Annotated in this window: 18 protein-coding genes; 8 read left to right on the top strand and 10 right to left on the bottom strand. The window is 66.5% G+C overall.

Annotation, left to right across the window (positions count from 1 at the left end; genetic code table 11):
- Window positions 1-75: 75 nt before the first annotated feature.
- The 5 genes from PMI15_RS03640 to PMI15_RS03620 all read right to left on the bottom strand — a co-directional run bounded on the left by PMI15_RS03640 (window position 76) and on the right by PMI15_RS03620 (window position 7,024).
- Entirely contained in the window at window positions 76-2,490 is a 2,415-nt protein-coding gene (locus PMI15_RS03640; RefSeq protein WP_007863828.1) for a glycoside hydrolase family 31 protein, read from the bottom strand.
- 41 nt (window positions 2,491-2,531) lie between these two features.
- Window positions 2,532-3,533, bottom strand: a complete 1,002-nt coding sequence (locus PMI15_RS03635; RefSeq protein ID WP_007863826.1) for an ABC transporter ATP-binding protein — start codon at window positions 3,531-3,533, stop codon at window positions 2,532-2,534.
- A 15-nt stretch (window positions 3,534-3,548) separates the two neighbouring features.
- Window positions 3,549-4,604 (bottom strand): carbohydrate ABC transporter permease, encoded by a 1,056-nt coding sequence (locus PMI15_RS03630; RefSeq protein ID WP_007863824.1) that lies wholly within the window; start codon window positions 4,602-4,604, stop codon window positions 3,549-3,551.
- Window positions 4,605-4,614: 10 nt separating this feature from the next.
- Window positions 4,615-5,604, bottom strand: a complete 990-nt coding sequence (locus PMI15_RS03625) for a carbohydrate ABC transporter permease (protein WP_007863822.1) — start codon at window positions 5,602-5,604, stop codon at window positions 4,615-4,617.
- A gap of 136 nt (window positions 5,605-5,740) precedes the next feature.
- Complete coding sequence (locus PMI15_RS03620) at window positions 5,741-7,024, bottom strand: ABC transporter substrate-binding protein (protein WP_157214528.1); 1,284 nt, start codon at window positions 7,022-7,024, stop codon at window positions 5,741-5,743.
- Between the two features lie 398 nt (window positions 7,025-7,422).
- Here PMI15_RS03620 and PMI15_RS03615 point away from each other — a divergent pair, with 398 nt between their 5' ends.
- On the top strand, window positions 7,423-8,451 hold the full coding sequence (locus PMI15_RS03615) for a LacI family DNA-binding transcriptional regulator (protein WP_007863812.1): 1,029 nt from the start codon (window positions 7,423-7,425) through the stop codon (window positions 8,449-8,451).
- Window positions 8,452-8,470: 19 nt separating this feature from the next.
- Here PMI15_RS03615 and PMI15_RS03610 read toward each other — a convergent pair whose 3' ends face one another.
- On the bottom strand, window positions 8,471-9,760 hold the full coding sequence (locus PMI15_RS03610; protein ID WP_007863810.1) for a LysR family transcriptional regulator: 1,290 nt from the start codon (window positions 9,758-9,760) through the stop codon (window positions 8,471-8,473).
- 140 nt (window positions 9,761-9,900) lie between these two features.
- On the opposite strand from PMI15_RS03610, the gene PMI15_RS03605 reads away from it, so the two are divergent.
- From PMI15_RS03605 to PMI15_RS03575, 7 genes are all read left to right on the top strand, one after another.
- Entirely contained in the window at window positions 9,901-11,013 is a 1,113-nt protein-coding gene (locus PMI15_RS03605) for a 4-oxalomesaconate tautomerase (RefSeq protein ID WP_007863807.1), read from the top strand.
- Window positions 11,010-12,038, top strand: a complete 1,029-nt coding sequence (locus tag PMI15_RS03600; RefSeq protein ID WP_007863806.1) for an amidohydrolase family protein — start codon at window positions 11,010-11,012, stop codon at window positions 12,036-12,038. Before PMI15_RS03605 ends, PMI15_RS03600 begins: the two co-directional genes overlap by 4 nt.
- A gap of 2 nt (window positions 12,039-12,040) precedes the next feature.
- Window positions 12,041-12,730, top strand: a complete 690-nt coding sequence (gene ligK / locus PMI15_RS03595) for a 4-carboxy-4-hydroxy-2-oxoadipate aldolase/oxaloacetate decarboxylase (RefSeq protein ID WP_007863804.1) — start codon at window positions 12,041-12,043, stop codon at window positions 12,728-12,730.
- A 76-nt stretch (window positions 12,731-12,806) separates the two neighbouring features.
- On the top strand, window positions 12,807-13,805 hold the full coding sequence (locus PMI15_RS03590; RefSeq protein WP_007863801.1) for a tripartite tricarboxylate transporter substrate binding protein: 999 nt from the start codon (window positions 12,807-12,809) through the stop codon (window positions 13,803-13,805).
- 8 nt (window positions 13,806-13,813) lie between these two features.
- Window positions 13,814-14,713, top strand: a complete 900-nt coding sequence (locus tag PMI15_RS03585) for an NAD(P)-dependent oxidoreductase (RefSeq protein ID WP_007863800.1) — start codon at window positions 13,814-13,816, stop codon at window positions 14,711-14,713.
- 8 nt (window positions 14,714-14,721) lie between these two features.
- A complete protein-coding gene (locus PMI15_RS03580; protein ID WP_007863799.1) occupies window positions 14,722-16,026 on the top strand; it encodes a gallate dioxygenase in 1,305 nt (434 codons plus the stop codon).
- 3 nt (window positions 16,027-16,029) lie between these two features.
- A complete protein-coding gene (locus tag PMI15_RS03575) occupies window positions 16,030-16,998 on the top strand; it encodes a tripartite tricarboxylate transporter substrate binding protein (protein WP_007863798.1) in 969 nt (322 codons plus the stop codon).
- Between the two features lie 91 nt (window positions 16,999-17,089).
- Here the strand turns inward: PMI15_RS03575 and PMI15_RS25060 are convergent, their stop codons facing one another.
- From PMI15_RS25060 to PMI15_RS03560, 4 genes are all read right to left on the bottom strand, one after another.
- Window positions 17,090-17,251, bottom strand: coding sequence for a hypothetical protein (locus PMI15_RS25060; RefSeq protein ID WP_007863796.1), 162 nt, complete (start codon window positions 17,249-17,251; stop codon window positions 17,090-17,092).
- A 74-nt stretch (window positions 17,252-17,325) separates the two neighbouring features.
- Window positions 17,326-18,159 carry an amidohydrolase gene (locus PMI15_RS03570; RefSeq protein WP_007863794.1) on the bottom strand — a complete coding sequence of 278 codons (834 nt, stop codon included), beginning with the start codon at window positions 18,157-18,159 and terminating at the stop codon, window positions 17,326-17,328.
- 10 nt (window positions 18,160-18,169) lie between these two features.
- Complete coding sequence (locus PMI15_RS03565) at window positions 18,170-19,198, bottom strand: tripartite tricarboxylate transporter substrate binding protein (RefSeq protein ID WP_007863792.1); 1,029 nt, start codon at window positions 19,196-19,198, stop codon at window positions 18,170-18,172.
- 48 nt (window positions 19,199-19,246) lie between these two features.
- Window positions 19,247-19,984, bottom strand: coding sequence for a GntR family transcriptional regulator (locus PMI15_RS03560; protein WP_007863790.1), 738 nt, complete (start codon window positions 19,982-19,984; stop codon window positions 19,247-19,249).
- Window positions 19,985-20,163 lie beyond the last annotated feature (179 nt).

Genomic DNA, 20,163 nt, shown 5'->3' with positions numbered 1-20,163 from the left:
AGTGTCGGTGGGTTCAATGAGTCAAGTCACAAGGGTCTATGGCAGTCTCGGCCACAGCACCCGTGCTGTGCCAGGCTAGAGCTTCAGGCTCAGTCGCCTCCAGGCGCCTTCCAGTTTGTCTCCTGCCAGCGCCCCGCCGGCGAAACCAAGCGGGCGTTGCTCGGCCGCTGGCAGCAGCAAGACCAGACTGTCCTGCTTGGGCGGCCTTGCGCCCTCGCGGAAGACCGCGAGGTGCAACCCTTGCGCGGTGGATTCAACGCGCAGGCGCCACTGCCCATAAGCGCCGCTGCGCGATGCCTGGGTGTGGCCGTCGTCTTCAAAGCAGGTCGCTTCGAAAACACCCTCACCTCGGTGAGGAAAGACCTGGAAGCCCCGTACATCCTTGACGCTCGCGAAATGGATTTCCCCAAAGTTCAGCGGTATGGCGCAGCCTTCGCGCGCGAGCAAGGGCGGCGGGCCGTCCAGCGGCGCCTCCAGCGTCACCGACCGGCCGGCGTCGAAGTGCCGCGCCGTGTGCACCTCATACCAGCCCCCGGTGCCGGGCAGCCACACCTGGCGCGCTGTCTGGCCGGGCTCGACCACGGACGCGATCAGCAAATTGGCGCCCAGCAGCATGTCGTCGTTTTCTTCCAGGCAGCGAGCGTCTTCGGGGAAGTCGTGGTACGTCGGCCGGATGATCGGTTCATATGCGCTGTGGTAGCGCCACACCAGGTCATACAGATAAGGCATGAGCCGGTAGCGCAGGCGGATCAGCTCGCGAATCTGCGGCGTGACGTCAGGGTACATCCAGGGTTCGTTGACGGTCTTGTCGTCATTCCATGAATGGATGCTGAAGCGCGGCAGGAAGATGCCATGCTGCACCCAGCGCAGCAACAGCTCGGGCCCGGGCGCTGGCCCGGAGAAACCGCCGATGTCGTGCCCAGTGTTGGACACGCCCGACATGGCCAGGCCCAGGCCCATGCGGATGTTGTAGCGCAGGGTTTCCCAGGCCGTGTAGTTGTCGCCCGACCAGGTCTGTACATAACGCTGCATGCCGGCGGCGCCGGAGCGCGACACCAGGTAGGGCCGCTCGGCGGGCGCGAACTCGGTCTGCGCGGCGTGCGAGGCCTGCATCATCAGCAGGGTCTGCAGCGGGCGCGCTTCGCGCGCGGGCCGCGGTGCGCCGAAGCCGTGGGCCATGGCCTTGTCGCTCCAGATCTCGTATTCGTTGTTGTCGTTCCAGGTGGCGGGAATGCCGTATTGCAGCAGTTGCTCGGTGACCTGCTTCTTCCACCACGCGATGGTCTTGGGGTTGGTGAAATCGAGGTAGGCGCCGGTGCCGTCCCAGAACTGGATGGGGGTGGGCCGGCCGTCCGGGTCCTGCACCAGCAGGCCGGCCTGCCGGGCTTCCTCGAAGCGGGGGTGGTTGCTGAGCAGCGCGGGCTTGATGTTGGGCACCAGGCGCACGCCGCGCGCCAGGTAACTTTGCACAAAGCGCGCGGGATCGGGAAATTTGTCGCGGTTCCAGTTAAAGACGTAGCGCCCCGGGCCGATGGAGGTATAGCCCGACGAGAGGTGAAAGGAATCGCAGGGAATGTCGTGTTCCGCGCAGCGATCGAGGAACTCGCCCATGCGCTCCTGCGCATTCGGCGCGTCGGTGTAGCTCATGGTCGAGCCCGAATAGCCCAGCGCGTAGCGCGGCGGGAAGATGGGCCGGCCGGTGAGCCAGGTGTAGCGGCGTGTGATGGCGGCCGGGCCGTCGCCGGCGATGTAGTACAGGTCGAGGTCGCCGTGGTCGGCCACGAAATAGCGATAGTGGCCGTGGTAGTTGTCCATCTCGCGGCCCATGTCGAAGCTGCAGTCGGACAGGGTGTCGTAAAACAGGCCGTAGCAAAGGCCCGCATCGTTCGCGCCGCCCTTGCGCGTGATGTAGAAGGGGATGTGTTTGTACAGCGGGTCGGTGCTGCGCGCGCTGTAACCCATGGGATCCAGGTTGCACATGCGGTAGCGCTGGCCTGCGCGGTTGGCGTCGCCGGCGCGTTCGCCCAGGCCGAAGTAGGCCTCGCCGCGCTCGCGCTGCAAATAGTGGTAGACCTTGTCGTCCCACCAGCCGAAGTTGTAGCTTTGAGTCGGGCGGTCGGCGGCGCTGGCCTGCCAGCGGCCCTGGTGCAGGCTTTCCCAGCGACAGAAAAAACCCTCGAACGCGATGCTCAGGCGCACGGCGGCGGTGCTGATGCGCAGCTGCGCGCTGTCCTGCTCAAGCGCAAACGTGGGCAGCGAAAAACCGCTCACGTCAAACCGGTCGCGGCCTTCGGCGGGCAGGTTTTCCAGGCCGGGCGCCACCGTCCAGCTGCGCGGCATCTGTGGGCGGCCTTGCGGCAGCAGCATCACGCGCACGATGTCTTCTTCAAGAACCCAGATGTGGGCCACGGCGGCGCCGTCGCTGGCCAGCACGAGGTGGTTGCCGCTGCGGGACTGCAGGGCGAATACGGGGGGACGGTCCAGGCGCATGGTTGAGGTATCGGAGGGATAAGGTTGCACAGGCGTGGCGCTCACAGGCGCAGGCCGTTCTGGTCGAAATAATGCAGTTGCTCCGCGGGCGCGCTCACCCGCACGGTGTCACCGCGCTTGATGGCTGTCTGGCCGTTCAAAATTAGTTCGAAAGGCACGCCGTCCACCACCTTGCCGTGCAGGATGCTGGTGCTGCCGAGCTGCTCGACCTGGGACACCGCCAGCTGCAGCGGGCCGTCGCTCGACAGCTGCGCATGCTCGGGCCGTATGCCCACGGTCTGGGCGCCGGCCTTGGCGCCGGGCATTTCGGCCGCCGGCACGAAGTTCATGCGCGGGCTGCCGATGAAGCCGGCCACGAACTGATTGCAGGGCCGGTTGTACAGCTCCAGCGGCGAGCCGACCTGCTCGATGCGGCCAGCGCGCAGCACCACGATCTTGTCGGCCATGGTCATGGCCTCGACCTGGTCGTGGGTCACGTAAATCATGGTCGCGCCCAGGCGAGCGTGCAGGTCGCGGATCTCGGCGCGCATGGAGACGCGCAGCTCGGCATCAAGGTTGGACAGCGGCTCGTCGAACAAAAACAGCTTGGGTTCGCGCACGATGGAGCGGCCTATGGCCACGCGCTGGCGCTGGCCGCCCGAGAGCTGGGTGGGCTTGCGCTGCAGCAGCGGCGTGAGCTGCAGCATGGCGGCGGCGGCGCTGACCTTGCTTTCGATGAGCGCCTTGGCCACGCCCAGGTTCTCCAGGCCGAAGGCCATGTTGTCGTAAACGCTCATGTGCGGGTACAGCGCATAGGACTGGAACACCATGGAGCAGCCGCGGTGCGCGGCGCTGACCTCGTTGACGCGCTGGCCGTCGATGCGGATGTCGCCGCTGCTGGCGGGCTCCAGCCCCGAGATGATGCGCAGCAGCGTGGATTTCCCGCAGCCCGAGGGGCCGACGAAGACCACAAATTCACCGTCGGAAACAGCCAGGTCCACACCATGAATGATGGTGGCTTTGTCGAAGGTTTTGACGACGTTGGCGAGTTCAAGAGTGGCCACGGGAGAGTCCTCGGTTTATTTGACGCCGGCGCTGGCAATGCCGGTCGCGATGTATTTCTGCAGGAAGGCGAAGACCAGGGTGATCGGGATCAAGGTGATCACGGTCATCGCCAGCAGGTAGTGCCACTGCGTGTTGAGTTCACCCTGGAAGGCGTTGAGCGCGAGCTGCAGGGTGAAGTGCTCCGACTTGGAGAGCACGATCAGCGGCCAGAGGAAGTCGTTCCAGCGCCACATGAAGGAGAAGATGGCCAGCACCGCCATGGCCGGCGCGGCCAGCGGCAGGATGATCTTCCAGTAGATGCGCCACTCGCTGGCGTTGTCCATGCGCGCGGCTTCCAGCAACTCGTCGGGAATGGTCAGCATGTACTGGCGCAGCAGGAACACGCCGGTGGGCGTGGCCACCGCGGGCAGGATCACGCCCCAGAGGTTGTTGAGCAGGTTGAGCTCCGAGATCACCAGGAAGGCCGGCACCAGGATGATGGTGGGCGGGATCATCAGCGTGGCAATGATCAGCACGAACACCGTCTTCTGCCCGGTGAACTGGTACTTGGACAGCGCGAAGGCCGCCATGGAGTTGAACAGCAGCGTGAGGATGGTGGCCACCACCGTGATGAACACGCTGTTCCACAGATAGGTGCCGAAGGCGAACTTGCCGAACAGCTCGGTGTAGTTGCCGCCGGCGAATTTCAGTTCGTTGACCGGCTTGCGATCATTGATGTTCACGCGCAGCTCGGTCTGCGGCGCCGCGGGGTCGACCATGGTGGCGACCAGGCCTATGCGGCGCACCTGGGCCAGTTCACGGGTCTTGCCCTGTTCGTCTTTGGCCTGGAACAGCGGCAGGGGCTTGTCGTAGCCGGCCACCACCACTTCCTTCTGGGTGTAAGGCAGAAAGGTCGGCGGGAACTGGCTCAGCGCGCTTTCAGTCTTGAAGGAGGACATCACAAGCCAGAGCACCGGGCCGAACATCACGACCAGGCCGGCCAGCAGGTAGGCATAGGAAACCCAGTCGGTCCAGTGCAGGCGGGTGCCACCGTATTTGTGGCCCTTGGTGCGGGTGAAAAAGTTTGCCATCTCTGCGTCCTTACTTCTTGACCTTGCCGGCTTCACCGGCTTTGGACAGCCGCAGCTGCGCGAGCGTCAGGGCCATCAGGCCGGCGGCCAGGATCAGCGAGGCCGCGGCGGCCAGGCCGTAGAGGTGGATCTGCTCGGCAAAGCCGGTCTGGTAGATGTACTGCACGATGAAGGTGGTGGCCGAGCCCGGGCCGCCGCCGGTGAGCACGAAGACCTCGTCAAAGCTTTGCACCGCGCGGATCATCACCAGCACCAGCACCACGATCAGGTTCGGCATGAGCAGCGGCAGCGTGATGCGCCTGAGCACGCGCCAGGGCGGCGCGGCGTCCATCTCGGCGGCTTCGTACACGTCTTTCGGGATGGCCTGCAGGCCGGCCAGCAGGATCAGCGTGTAAAAGCCCATGTGGGCCCAGATCGACACCACCACCACCCAGAAGAAGGCCCAGTGCCTGTCCAGCAGCCAGTCCATGGGCGCGGCACCCATGGCCACCAGGCCGGCATTGAACACGCCCTGGCTTTGCAGCAGCCATTTCCAGATCAGCGCCACCACCACCGGCGACAGCAGCACCGGGTAGAAGAACACGCCGCGCCAGAAGCCGCGGCCTATGATTTTTCGGTTCAGCACCAGGGCCGTGACCAGCGAGAAGAACACCATCAAGGCCACCTGGATCAGGCTGAACTTGACCGTGTTGGCAATCGATCGCCAGAAAATGTCGGTGCGGCAGGTCTGCAGGTCCGCGTAGTCGCGGCATTCAAGCAGGATGGCGAAGTTCTCCAGCCCCGTGAAAGGCCGCTGCGTGGGCAGCAGGTTCACCCCGCCGGTCACCGCATACACCAGGTTCACCACGATGGGCAAAAAGGTGAAGATGCTGATGATCACCAGGTTGGGCCCGACAAAAAGCCAGCCTATGCGCGAAGCGCCCAGCCATTTCTGGCCCAGCCGGAAGACCGGCTCGAACAGGTTGAACACAAAGCCCAGGAAGGCCGAAAAAACCGACATACCAACTCCGATCTATGCCCATGACGCCGCGGCGCATTGCCTTATGCCAGGGATACCGCGGAACCGGCTTCGCCGGGCCGCAGGTATCGCCCCCTGCAAGGGGGAGGCGCGCACGCGTGCGCGCCACGGGGGTGTGCTACTTCTCGGCTTGCTTGACCGCCTCGGCCATGTCGGTCCCGATCTTGGTCACGGCTTCGTCCACGCTGATTTCACCCACGATGGCCTGGGTGACGCGGGTCACGGTCGGCAGCATCAGGGCGCGGTTGTACTTGTAGCCTTGCAGCGCGTAGGCCGGGGCCGCGATAGTGCCGGTGCCGCCGGTGAACACGCCCAGCGCGGCCTGTGCCGCGGGGCCGGCGCTCGGGTAGCTCACGCCTTTTTTGGCCACGCCGGCATGGGCCGGGATGTTGTTGGTGCGGGACGCGAATTCGGCGACATTGGCCTCCTGCGCCATGAAGTCCAGGAAGCGGCCCACCTCCTTGGGAGACTTCGTGGTCTTGAGCGCCACCCAGGCCGCGCCGCCGGGCATGCCCGAGCAGGCGGCGGGGCCGCAGGGGTTGGGCACGGCGACCCAGTCGAAGGCATTGCCGATTTCCTTTTGCATGCGGTTGATCTGCCATGAACCCGACAGGATCATCACCACACGGCCGTTCTTGAATTCGCCCACGGCGTCGGCATAGCTTGAGCCGCCCGAACCGCCCCAGACGTCCTTGAGCATGGTGCCGTCCTTGTGCCAGGCGACGAACTTGCCCACGGCGGTCTTGTAGCCGGCGTCAACCGTGAGGTTGCCCTTGGCGTCGAAAATCTTCGCGCCATAGCTGACGGCCGGGCCGGCGAAGCGGTGGCCCGAGCGGTCCCAGGCCATGGCGGCCGGGGTCTGCGTGGCCTTGGCCACCTTGCGCGCCGCATCGGCCCACTCTTCCCAGGTGGCCTTGGGGCCGGGCATGGGCACCTTGGCCTGCTCGAACAAGGTCTTGTTGACGAAGGGACCGGTCATGGTCATTTGCGACAGGAAACCGTAAATGCCCTTGTCGCCCGCCTTGTTGCGCATCCAGGGCAGGGTGCTGCCGAAATTGTCTTCCCAGTACTTGCGGTCCTTCACATAGGCGCTGATGTCGATGTAGTTCTTCGACAGGCCGCCGATCTCGGCGACGCGCGCGATGTCGGGCCCCTGGCCGGCCGCGAGCTGCACGGGCAGTTGCTCGACGACGGTCTTGTAGGGCACCACGTCGAGGATCACCTTGGCGCCGGCGTTCTGGGCTTCATAACGCTTGATCAGGTCGGCCGTGACATCACATTCATTGCCGTCCTGGTAGCACATGACCCGGATGTCGGCGAAGGCGGCTGCCGGCAGCGCGGCAGCGGCCAGGAGGCCGGCGCGCATGGCGTGCCTGGCGAGGGAACGAAGTTGGAAGTTCATGCTTGTCTCTTTCTGGAAAAAAGGAAGGTGGGACCGATCGATCGTCGGCTTCAGGAGTGCGCGCCGGCCTCCGGCGAGATGAAAACCATGTCGTCTTATGCCGCTGTTTTGCGATTTGTTGTCGGCTTTGGGCTATTATGGCAAACGTTTGCCAACGCTTGGCAATCGTTTGCCATACTTGTCGGTCGCGGCTTTCTCGGTTATATGTTGTGTTGGCATGCACCGATCGCGCCGCCGGTTGGCCACCCGCCATCTCCCCTTGTTTTCCCAAAATACGACCCATCGATGCTTCGCTTTCCACTCGCCGGACTCCCGCCTCGCCAGCCGCATGCCCGGCCTTCGCGCCAACCCCACATTCGCAGCGGCGTCCAGACCCGGCAGGCCTGCCGCCCGCACCGATGACCGACGACACCCCGCGCAGGCGCAAGGGCGTCGGCCCGGTTTCGCTGAGCGAAGTCGCCGTGCAGGCCGGCGTCTCCATCTCCACCGTCTCGCGCATCGTGAACGGCGAGACCCGGCGGGCTTCGCCGGAAACGCTGGCGCGCGTGCGCGAGGCGATCAAGACCGTGGGCTACCACCCGAACCAGCTGGGGCGCGCGCTCCGCAGCCGTGAGAGCCGCCTGGTCGCGATGCTGGCCGCCAACCTCGACAACCCGGTGATGGCCACGCTGGCCGCCTCCACCGAGGCCGCGCTGCGCGAGGCCGGCTACACGATGATCCTGTGCGACACGCACGACCGGCCGGAGCTGCAGGACGACTATCTCAACGCCATGCGTTCGCAGGTCGTGCAGGGCTACGTGATGGTCGCGGCGCAGCCCAGTGCCGGCCTGCGCGACTTCGTGGAGCGCGGTGCGCCTATGGTCTTCGTGAGCCGGCGCAGCCCGTTCGGCACCTGCGCCTTCGTGGGGCCGGACAACCTGGCGGCCGGCGCCGCCGCCGCAGACTACCTGCTCGACCGCGGCATCGACGCGCCGGCCGTGGTATTTCCGTCGCGCGGATCGTCCACGACCCGGGAACGCGTGCAGGGCTTCTGCGAGCGGGCCGTCGCCAGAGGCTTGTCAGCCGACCGGATCCGCCGGGTGGAGGCCCCGGGCATCTCGCACCTGGAAATCGGCTACGCCGCCGCGGCCCAATTCGCGGCGCCCGGCGCCTGGCCGCGTGGCGCGATGTGCATCAGCGACCAGGTCGCCTATGGGCTGCACCGCGTGGCCCGCGAGAGCGGGATCCGGGTGCCCGGCGACTGCGAGCTGGTCGGCATCGACGGCAACCCGATCAATGCCTGGCTCGCCCCGTGGCTCACCTCGGTCGAAATTCCGCATCAGGATTTCGGACCGGTCATCGTGGACCTGATGCTGAGCCTGTGGGGCGGCGAAGCGCCACGCGAACGCCTCATGCCGCACCGCATGGCGGCTGCGCTCGAGGCTTGAAACCGGCCAAGGCCTGAGCCTACGGCCGCACATCCCGGCCCGGCAACTCCCGCGCCACCACCTTGCGAATCTCCGCGACCAGGGCTCGCGCCCCCGGCGAGGCCAGCGCGCCGGCCCGTTGCGTCACGCCGATCTGGCGCTGGGTTTTGTCGAGCGGGAAATCGAGCACGACCAGTGAGCCAGCCGCTATCTCGTAATGCAGCTGGTGAGCCGAGATCGCGGTGACCATGTCGCTTTGCAACAGCAGGCCGCGCAGGATGGCCAGGTCCCCGGTTTCCACGGCAGGCACCGGCGATGGCTGCGCCGACTCGCGAAAGGAGCGCTCGAACAGTTCGCGTGATGGCGACCCCGGGCGTGACAGCACCCATTGGGTGCGCCGCAAAGCTTCAAAGCCTATGCGCCGCGCGCGCGCCAGCGGGTGACCGGCGCGCACGATCAGCGAGATGCGGTCATCGAACAAGGCCTCCTGCACGAACTCCGGGGTGTCCCGCGAAGGCCTGAGCGCGCCCAAAATAAAGTCGATATCTCCGCTGCGCAGCCCGGCGGCCAGCACGTCATAAGGGCTTTCAACGGTGCTGATGTGAAGCCTGGGGTGCTGAGCCACCAGAGCGGCAATCGCCGAGGGAACGATGAGCGTGCGCCCCAGCGGCAACGCCCCCACCACCACTTGGCCCAGCACCACGCCGCGAATGGCAGCGATGTCCGAATCGATGCTGCGCAGCTCGGACAAAGCCCGCTTGAAACGAAACGCCAGCGCCAGGCCGGCGCGTGTCGGCGTGACGCCTTTGGCTGAGCGCACAAACAGCGCCAACCCGAAGCGGCCCTCAAGTTCACGCACCAGGGCGCTGATCGCAGGTTGGGTGATGTCGAAGGCCCGGGCCACCGCAGGCATGTTGTGCAGCTCCGCCAAACTGGCAAACACCGCGAGCCGCTGGCCGCTGAACATGGCCGCGAGCAAGGCACGCGCATCAACCGCGCCGGCGCCGGCCGGGCCCAGGCCGGCGAGTTCGCCGCAGGCGGCCGCGAACTCCTGCTCAACCCGCTGGGCCCGCGACAGCACCGCCTGCCCAAAGCCGTTGAGCAGCATGCCGCGTGCCTTGCGCTCGAACAGCGGCGTACCCAGCCGGGCCTCGAGCTCAGCCACAGCGCGCGTGACCGCCGATGCCACGCGAAACAAGGCTTCTGCGGCCTGGGTCACGCTGCCCGTGGCCGCGACGGCCGAGAAGGCCTGCAAATGCCGCAGGTTGATGCTCCAGGCCGATTGGATCTGCCTGCTCTCGCGCTGATCGATAAATTTTTTCCGAGACATAAGACATGCGTTCCTCGTCAATGTATATGCGAGAAATAAGCGACGGAGTGCGGGAGAAGAATCCTATCAATAAATAAACAAGAACGCATAGCAAGCCGAAATCAAACCATGGCACGCGCACGCTGACCACAATCAGCGCCATGCCCACACCTTCACCGGCCAGCTTCCAGACCGTCCCGTGCACCCTGATGCGCGGCGGCACCTCCAAAGCGGCGTTCTTCCATGCACGCGACCTCCCCGCCGACGCCGCCTCGCGCGACCGCCTGGTGCTGGCTGCCATGGGGCATCCCGATGCGAAGCAGATCGATGGAATTGGCGGCGGCAATCCCTTGACCACAAAAGTCGCCATCATTTCGCGCTCGAACGACCCGCATGCCGATATCGATTACCTGTTCGGCCAGGTGGTAGCCGCCGAATCGCGCATCGACTACGCGCCGACCTGCGGCAATATCCTGGCCGGCGTCGGCCCGTTCGCCATCGACGAAGGGCTGGTAGCGGCTGAGGACGGCGAAACCGTCGTCCGCATCCGCATGGTTAACACAGAGGCGTATTGCGACGCGGTGGTTCGCACACCGCAGCGGCGCGTCATCTACTCCGGCGAGCAGATGATCTGCGGCGTCCCCGGAACCGCCGCCCCCATCGTGCTGCGCTTCTCGTCCATCCTCGGATCCAGCTGCGGAGCGCTGTTGCCCTCAGGCAGAGCCGCCGACCAGCTGGAAGGCGTGGCGGTCACCTGCATAGACCACGGCATGCCCGTGGTACTGATACGCGCGACCGACCTGGGCTGTACGGGTTATGAATCGCCGGCAGAACTCGATGCGAACCCGCCGCTCAAGGCGCGCATCGAGGCAATCCGGCTGAAGGCCGGCGCACTGATGGGCCTGGGCGATGTGACCCACAAGGTGGTGCCCAAAATGACGCTGGTGTCTCCCGCGCGCGAGGGCGGCACGCTGAACACGCGCACCTTCATCCCCCAAAAATGCCACGATGCGATTGGTGTGCTGGGCGCCGTCTCGGTGGCCTCGGCCTGCCTGTTCCCGGATGCGGTCACGGCGTCCATCACAACACTGGCACGCGCCCCTGTGAACGACGTGTCGGTGGAGCATCCGACCGGCGAATTCACCGTGCGCCTGATGACGGACGCGACCAACAACACCCTCACCGGTGCGGCCCTGCTGCGCACCGCCCGTCCACTGTTTCGCGGACAGGTGCTGGTGAGCCTTCCCAGCGATTCCACGGAAAGCCCCTTGTGATCATCGATTGCCACGGCCACTACACGACCGCCCCCAAAGCCCTCGAAGACTGGCGCAACCGCCAGGTCGCCGGCCTCAAGGATCCGGCCCGGACACCTTCACCGGCCGAGTTGAAGATCAGCGACGACGAGCTACGCGAGTCCATTGAACAAAACCAGCTGCGCAAGATGCGCGAACGCGGCAGCGACCTGACCATCTTCTCGCCGCGCGCGAGTTTTATGGCCCACCACATCGGCGACTTCAACACCAGCGCGACCTGGGCCGCGATCTGCAACGAGCTGTGCCACCGCGTGGCGCGGCTGTTTCCCGACCACTTCATAGGCGCGGCCATGCTGCCGCAGTCGCCGGCGGTCGATATCCGCAGCTGCATTCCCGAGCTGGAACGCTGCGTCAGGGACTACGGCTTTGTGGGCATCAACCTGAACCCCGACCCTTCGGGCGGGCACTGGACCTCGCCGCCGCTGTCCGACCGCTACTGGTACCCGCTCTACGAAAAAATGGTGGAGCACGACATCCCGGCCATGGTGCATGTGAGCACCAGCTGCAATGCCTGCTTCCATACCACGGGCGCGCATTACCTGAACGCCGACACCACGGCCTTCATGCAGTGCCTGACTTCGGACCTGTTTAGCGATTTTCCCCGGCTGCGCTTTGTGATCCCGCACGGCGGCGGCGCCGTGCCCTACCACTGGGGGCGCTTTCGCGGCCTGGCGCAGGAGCTGAAAAAACCGCTGCTCAAGGACCACCTGCTGAACAACATCTTCTTCGACACCTGCGTCTACCACCAGCCCGGCATAGACCTGCTGACCAAGGTGATCCCGGTGGACAACATCCTGTTCGCCAGCGAAATGATTGGCGCCGTGCGCGGCATAGACCCGGAAACCGGCTTCGCCTTCGACGATACGCAGCGCTACATAGCAGCCGCACCGCTGCTCAGTACCGAAGACCGCCACAAGATCTACGAGGGCAATGCGCGGCGCGTCTACCCGCGGCTGGATGCCGCGCTGAAAGCCAAAGGAATGTGACCATGAACACCCAGGAACTCGGCGTGGTACGCCGCAACATCACCCGCGCCGATGCGGCTGCCGTGCAAAAGCTTTCGCGCTTCGGCGTCGCCACCATCCATGAGGCCACGGGCCGCCTGGGCCTGATGAAACCCCACATGCGCCCCATCTACACCGGCGCCCAGCTGTGCGGCACCGCCGTCACCGTGCTGCTGCAGCCGGGCGACAACTGGATGATGCATGTCGCCGCCGAACAGATACAACCCGGCGACGTGGTGGTGGCAGCCTGCACGGCCGACAGCACCGACGGTTTTTTCGGCGACCTGCTGGCCACCTCCTTTCGCGCGCGCGGCTGCATGGGCCTGGTCATAGACGGAGGCGTGCGCGACATCAAGGACCTGACGGCCATGGACTTCCCGGTGTTCAGCCGCGCCATCCACGCCAAGGGCACGATCAAGGCCACCTTGGGCTCGGTGAACGTGCCGGTGGTATGCGCGGGCGCGATGGTGAACCCGGGCGACGTGGTGATTGCCGACCTCGACGGCGTGGTGGTGGTGCCGGCCGCCCAGGCGCAGCAAGTGGCCGATGCGGCCGAGGCGCGCGAAGCCAATGAAGCCGGCAAGCGCACCAAGCTGGCTGCCGGCGTGCTGGGCCTGGACATGTATGCCATGCGCGAACCGCTGGCCAAGGCCGGGCTGCGCTACATCGACTGATATCCGCCGGGCATCCGCCGAACGGGATTTGCACTCGGCGGGATACGTTTTTCTAAATACAACACAGGAGACAGACATGAACAAACCATTTCAACGCGCGATCCGCTGCGGCCTGGCGGGCCTGGCCAGCTTCCTGGCCCTGGGCCTGCCGAGCACACCGGCGCAGGCCCAGGACTTCCCGACCAAGGCGGTGCGCATCATCACGCCCTTCCCGGTCGGTAGCGGCCCCGAGGGCGTGCTGCGCCTGCTGGCCGACAAGCTCAGCCGCAGCTGGGGCAAGCCGGTCACGGTGGAAAACAAGCCAGGCGGCAACGGCTTTATCGCCATCGACGCCTTCAAGCGCGGCGCCGGCGACGGCCACGATTTGATCCAACTTGACAACGTGCACCTGTCGGCCTATCCGCATCTGTTCAAAAAACTGCCTTACGACCCGGTGAAGGATTTCGAGCAGATGCAGCCGCTGTTCAGGAACAATTTTTTCTTCACCGTCGCGACCGACAGCAAGTACAAATCGGTCGGGGAAATCATCGCCGACGCCAAAAACCGCCCCGGCCAACTCAATTACGGCTCCTGGTCGGTGGGCAACCCGGTGCACCTGGGCTCGGCGCTGTTCGAGTCGGTTACGGGCACACAGATGACGCACATCATCTACAAGGAAACCTCGCAGCTTTACACCGGTGTGGCAACCGGCGAACTGAGCTTCGCGCTGGGCACCATTGGCAGTGCCGGCGCCCTGGAGCGCGCGGGCCGGCTGCGTTACCTGGCGGTGGCCGGTGCGAAGCGGCACCCCGCCTACCCCAATGTGCCTACCGTGGGCGAATCGGGCGGCCCGGCCGGCTTTGAGGTTGTGGGCTGGACAACGCTGGCGGCGCCCAAAGGTCTGCCCCCTGCGGTGGCGGACAAGATTCGGCGAGACGTCGAAAAAGCCCTGGCCGAACCCGACTTCAAGGACAAGTTCGCCGCCTTTGGCTATGAGCCCTTCCCTGTCACGCGCGAACAGTTCGGCCAGTTCGTACAGGCTGAGTCGCTGCGCTTTGCCGACGTGATCAAAAAGGCCAAGGCCTCGCTCGACTGAGTCCCGCCATGCACACGTATTCACTTTCCTCGATGTCGGTCGGCCTGATCGGCTATGGCGAGGTCGGAAAGATTTTTGCGGCCGCGCTGCAGGCCGGGGGCGCCAAAGCCGTCAGCACCTGGGACAGGCTATTCAGCGAGGGCCAACGCGGCACCGAAGCGGGCATACAGCGCTGCGCCAGCCTCGCGGACCTGCTCCAGCACTGCGAACTGGTGTTCTCCGCGGTCACGGCCAGCCAGACCCTGGCGGTGGCGCGCGAAGCCGCAGGCCTGCTCAGGCCGGGAACGGTTTTTGTGGACCTCAACTCGGCCTCGCCGAAAACCAAGCGCGACGGCGCCGCGGCCATAGAAGCCGCCGGCGGCCGTTATCTCGAGGCGGCGGTGATGACTTCGGTGCCGCCCTACGGCCTGCGTGTGCCCATGCTGCTGGGCGGCCCGCACGCGCGGGAAATGGCGCCAGTGCTTTGCGCCTGGGGCCTGGACGCCAAGGCCGCGTCCAGCGAACTGGGCACGGCCTCGGCGATCAAGATGTGCCGCAGCGTGGTCATCAAGGGCCTGGAAGCCATCGTGGTGGAAAGCTTTACCGCCGCACGGGCCTATGGCGTCGAGGACGAAGTGCTGGCCTCGCTGAAGGAAACCATGCCAGGCCTCAACTGGGAGCAGCAGGGCAGTTACTTTTTTGAACGCGTGATCCGGCACGGCCAGCGCCGCTCCCAAGAAATGGCCGAGTCGGCCGCGACCATGGCCGACGTGGGCATAGGCGGCAGCATGGCCGCCGCCGCCTCGCAGCGCCAGGGCTGGACGGCCGCGCTCGCGCGGCAGGGCGTGTTCGGTGCATCGGCGGACAGCTGGCGCTCGCGCGCCGACGAAATACTCGCGGCCGTCGGCTCCTCCAATCCTCAAAGGTAAGCAACATCATGGCCAGAATCCTGGGCGGTATCGCCTGCTCCCACACTCCCACCATTGGCTTCGCGGTCGACAGGAACAAGCAGGACGACCCGGTCTGGGCACCCATCTTCGAAGCCTTTACGCCGGTGCGCCAATGGCTGGAGGAACGCAAGCCCGATGTGCTGTTTTTCATTTACAACGACCACGTCACCTCCTTCTTCTTTGACCACTACTCGGCCTTCACCCTGGGCGTGGGCGAGCAGTACGCGGTAGCCGACGAAGGCGGCGGTGCGCGCGACCTGCCGCCCATCGCGGGCCATCCGGCGCTGGCCCGGCACATAGCCGAATCGCTGGTGGCCGACGAGTTCGACATGGCCTTTTTCCAGGACAAGGCGCTGGACCACGGCGTGTTCTCGCCGCTGTCGGTGCTGTGCGCGCACGCGCCGGCCTGGCCCGCTCCCATCATTCCTCTGCAGGTCGGCGTGCTGCAGTCGCCTTCTCCCTCGGCGCGGCGTTGCTACAAGCTCGGGCAGGCGCTGCGCCGCGCGATCGAGAGCTACCCCGAGGACATTTCAGTCGCCATCGTCGCGACCGGCGGCGTCTCCCACCAGGTGCACGGCGAACGCGCCGGCTTCAACAACACGGCCTGGGATGCGCAGTTCCTGGACCTGGTGGAGAACGACCCCGTGCGCCTGAGCGAGATGACGCAGGCCGAGCTGGCCACGCTGGGCGGCATGGAGGGCACGGAAGTGATCATGTGGCTGGTGATGCGCGGCGCGCTGTCGGCCCACGTGCGAAAGCTGCACCAGACCTACTACCTGCCCTCGATGACGGGCATCGCCACAGCGATCTATGAGAACCAGGCCTCGCCGCCGGTCGCGGGCGAGGTGCAGCGGCACCGCCGGCACATGGCCGAGCAGACGGCCGGCCTTGAGGAACTGGCCGGCACCTACCCGTTCACGCTGGAGCGCAGCGTCAAGGCCTACCGGCTCAACAGGTTTTTGCACGGCATGACGCGGCCCGAACACCGCGCGCGCTTTCTGGCCGATGAAGAGACGGCTTTCACCGAGGCCCGGCTCACGGAGGAGGAACGCGGCATGCTGCGGCGCCGCGACTGGCGCGCACTGATCCACTACGGCGTGATCTTCTTCATGCTCGAAAAACTGGGCGCGGTGACCGGTGTGTCCAACCTTCACATCTACGCGGCGATGCGCGGGCAATCGTTGGAAGACTTCCAGAAAACCCGCAACGCACCCGGCGCGCTGTACTCCGTCGCGGGCAAGGATGCCGCGCCCCAGAGCTGGGACACGGCAACATCCCCCATGAAGGCCTGAACCATGCAACGCCGAACACTGCTGATGCAGGCCCTGCCGGCCTGCCTCCTGCCCGCTTCGCAGCCGCGCGCCCAGGGCAACGGCAAGCCTGTGCGCCTGGTCGTGCCCTTCACGCCGGGCGGCAGCACCGACATCCTGGCACGCGTCATCGCCACCCGGCTGGGAACGGCCATGGGACAAACCTTTATCGTCGAAAACAAGCCCGGGGCCGGCGGCTCGCTGGGCGCCGAGAGTGTGGCCCGCGCCGAAGCGGACGGCAGCACCCTGCTGATGGGCCACATCGGCACGCTCGCGGTGAATGCGTCGCTCTATCCCAAGCTGCCCTACGACCCGGTCAAAAGCTTTGCGCCCGTGGCCTGGGTGGCGCGGGTGCCCAATGTGCTGGTGGTGAATGCGAATTCCGGTATCCGCTCGCTGCAGGACCTGGTGGCGCGGGCCAAGGCCAGACCCGGCCTGCTGACCTACTCGTCGGGCGGCAACGGCAGCGCGGCGCACATCGCGTTTGAATACCTGAAGCTGCGCACAAAAATTTTCATGTCGCACATTCCCTACCGCGGCACCGCGCCTTCGGTCACCGACCTGATCTCGGGCCAGGTCGATGCCACCTTCACGGGCGGCCCTGCCGTGATGCCGCACGTCAAGAGCGGGCGCCTGCGCGCGCTGGCCGTGTCCAGCAGCCGGCGCATGGCGGCCTTTCCCGATGTGCCCACCGTGGCCGAGAGTGGCTACCCAGGCTTCGAGGCCGACCAGTGGTACGGCGTGGTCGCACCGGCCGGCACACCGGCGGAACTTGTGGGCCGGCTCAACCTCGCGATCAACAGGATATTGGCCCTGCCCGACGTGGCCCAGCAACTGGCCGCTGAAGGCGCCGAGCCGGTGCAGGCGACGCCGCAGGAATTTGCCGGGCTGATCGCGCGCGAGATTCCGCGCTGGCGTGAGGTGGTGCGTGCCGGCAACGTCAAACCGGAATAGGGAGGGACCGTGGCCGCGCGGGCACAAAAAAAGCGCCTCGAGAGGCGCTTTTTTGATGGATGCAGCCTTGAGGCCGCATCAGCAAACCGGCTCAACCCTGGTGAGGGCGCTTGCCTGGGTTCTTCTTGCTGCGGGTGTGCGAACCGCGCTCCAGGCTGATCTTCTGGCCGCGGCCGGTCGTGATGGTGTAGCCCTTGGGAGGGACTGGCTTTGGGGCGCAGATGTCGGCTTCGACTCTGATTTTCTTGGGCATGGAGAACTCCGGTTAAAAATGGCGTAGCCCGTGATTTTAAGCCACTCCGGGCTCCGGGCCGCTGCAGGGGGCGATCAGGCGTACAAGGCAGCCGGCGCCTGCTCCCGGGCGCACTGCTTCTGGACCGCGGTCAGCGCGCGCGACACGGGCTCCCAGGTGCTGGCGTAGGCCGGCAGCGCATCGGGCGCGAAAGCGGTATGCGGCCAGTCGGAGCCCCAGACCAGGCGCCGGCCGAACAGCGCCGCCATCCTGCGGATCACGTCATAAAGCGCTTCATACGGCGCCTGCGCGCCCAGGCGGTACCAGCCCGAGAGCTTGACCCAGGCATCCTGGGCCGTGAGCTGCTCCAGTGCGCGCCAGGCCGGGTGGCCGGGTGCAACCCCCGCGTGCATGCCCGCGAGGTGGTCCAGCACCGCGGGCACGGGGTTGGCGGCATGCAGGGCCGCGATCGCCGGCAGGTCCTCGGGCGAGGCGTACCACTGCACATGCCAGCCCAGCGCGCGCAGGCGCGGCGCCAGGGCCTGGAAGCTGTCCATCGCGCCGCCCTGCACCGCCTTCAGGCTGTCGCCGACGGGCGACACCAGGTTAAAGCGCACGCCGCGCACGCCCAGCGCATGCATGGCGGCCAGCGCCGCGTCGTCCACCGAGGGCGGCAGCACCGCCACGCCGCGGTGCCGCCCCCGGCCGGCGCGCAACGCATCGAGCAGCACGCTGTTGTCGGTGCCGTAGACGCTGGGCTGCACCAGCACCAGGTGGCCGAAGCCGTAGGCCTGGGCCAGTTGCTCAATGTCGGCCAGCGGCCGGTGCGCGGGGCGGTAGTGGCCTGCGGCCACGGGCGCCTGGGCATCGAACACATGAACATGGCTGTCCCAGCCGGGCGCCACCGGGGCTATCGCTGCATTACGCACGGCCAAGGCCCTAGCCCGCGGTGATCTTGCGGTCTTTGATGATGCGGCCCCATTTGAGCTGCTGGGCCTTGAGGAAGGCGACGGTCAGCGCTTCGGGGCCGTCGGGGAAGACCTCGCCGCTCAGGCTGCGGATGCGGCCCAGCACCTCGGGGTCGGCCATGGTCTTGCGGATGGCCGCGACCAGCGCGGCTTTGGACCTGGCATCTATGCCGGCGGGCGCCAGCACCGGGTTCCATTCGAGCACCTCGTAGGCCGGTACGCCGGCTTCTTCCATGGTCGGCATGTCGGGCAGCGAGCGCGTGCGGCGCCGGCTGGTCACCGCGAGCGGGCGCAGCCGGCCCGACTGGATCTGCCCCAGCGACGAAGCCACGTTGGCGAAGAACAGCGGCACCTGGCCGGCCATCACGTCGTTCATGGCCGGGCCGCCGCCGCGGTAGGGCACGTGCACCAGCTTGACGCCGGCCAGGTCCTCGAACAGCGCGCCGGCCAGGTGCTGGGCCGAGCCATTGCCCGAGGAGGCATAGGCGATCTGCCCGGGTTTGGCCTTGGCCAGGCGTATCAGGTCCTTGACGCTTTTGGCTTCAAAGCCGGGCGTGCAGACCAGCACGTTGGGAAACTGCGCCAGCACGGCCAGCGGCGCGAAGGCCGTGTCGACGTCGTAGGGCAGCTTGGGATAGAGCGCGGGATTGACCGCGAAGGACGAGGCATCGACCAGCAGCTGCGTGCCGTCGGGCGTGGCGCGCGCCACCTGGGTCGCGGCGATCTGGCCGCCGGCGCCGGGCTTGTTGTCCACCAGCACGGGCTGGCCCAGGAACTCCGCCAAGCGCGGCGCGATCAGGCGCGCCATCAGGTCGGCGCCGCCGCCCGCGGCGTAGGACACGACCAGCGTGATCGGCTTGCCGCCGGCGATCTGGCCGGCCGCGCTGGCGGCAAACGCCCAGGGTGCGGCGACGGCCGCGCCCGTGGCCTGCAGCATGAGGCGGCGCGAACGGTCAGGCGGCTGGGCCGCGGGTGCAGGCTGATAGGGCTTGACTGGCATGGTTTCTCTCCGGTTTCAGGGATGGTTCAAGGACGTGCAAGGACGTGTTCAGGTGATGGTGACGGTGTAGTGAAAGGCATGGGCGTCGCCGCGCGTGTGGCGCACCTCCACGCAGCGGCCGGCCAGGTCGTAGGCGCTGCGCGTGACCAGCGCGCAGGGATGGCCGGCCGACAGGGCCAGGTGCCCGGCCTGCGCCGCGGTCAGCACGCCGAAGGCGATTTCATCAATCGCGCGGGCCACGCGCACACCGCAGCGTTCGGCAAACAGGGGGTAAAGCAGATCGCCCCAGCTGGTGACATCCCCTTCGGCCAGCCCGGCGAACAAGGCCAGCGGCAGCCAGATTTCCTCATAAACACAGGGCTGGCCCGACAGCGAGCGCACACGTTGCAGGCGCAGCGCGGTGTCGCCGGGCGCTAGGCCGAGGCGGCGCGCGACCTCGGCGGGCGCGATCAGCAGCTGGCGCGACACGATGCGCGAGACCGGTACCTCGCCCGTGCCTTCGCCGAAGCGGAAGAAACGCATCATGGTGTCGCCCGCCAGGCCGGCGCGCACAAAGGTGCCGCGGCCATGGATGCGTTCAATCAAACCCTGGCCGGCCAGTAATTCCAGCGCGCGGCGCAGCGTGCCCAGCGCGACGCCGTGCTGTGCGGCCAGGGTCTGCTCCGCCGGCAGCGCGCTGCCCGGCGGCCATTCGCCCGCCACCACGCGCGTCCGCAAGGCGGCGGCCAGCGCGGCATAACGGCTCTGGCCCGGCTCGGGCACCACGGTCAGGGTGGGTGCGCTCATGATTGATCTAGTCCTATAGATGACTAGATCATGTCACGCGCCACGGCTTCAGAGTCTCGGGGTTTTCACGTAGCGCGTCGGGCCTGTGATGAGGTTTCGCACTCAAGACGTACCTCCTGACCCCAGTCGATAGCAATGGCGCAACACCAAGCCAGTCCGAGCCGCGGAACCGGCTTTGC

Source organism: Polaromonas sp. CF318, assembly GCF_000282655.1.
In the GTDB taxonomy this organism is placed as follows: domain Bacteria; phylum Pseudomonadota; class Gammaproteobacteria; order Burkholderiales; family Burkholderiaceae_C; genus Polaromonas.
Note: the sequence above shows the minus strand (reverse complement) of the source record. Positions and strands in the feature narration are given on the sequence as shown.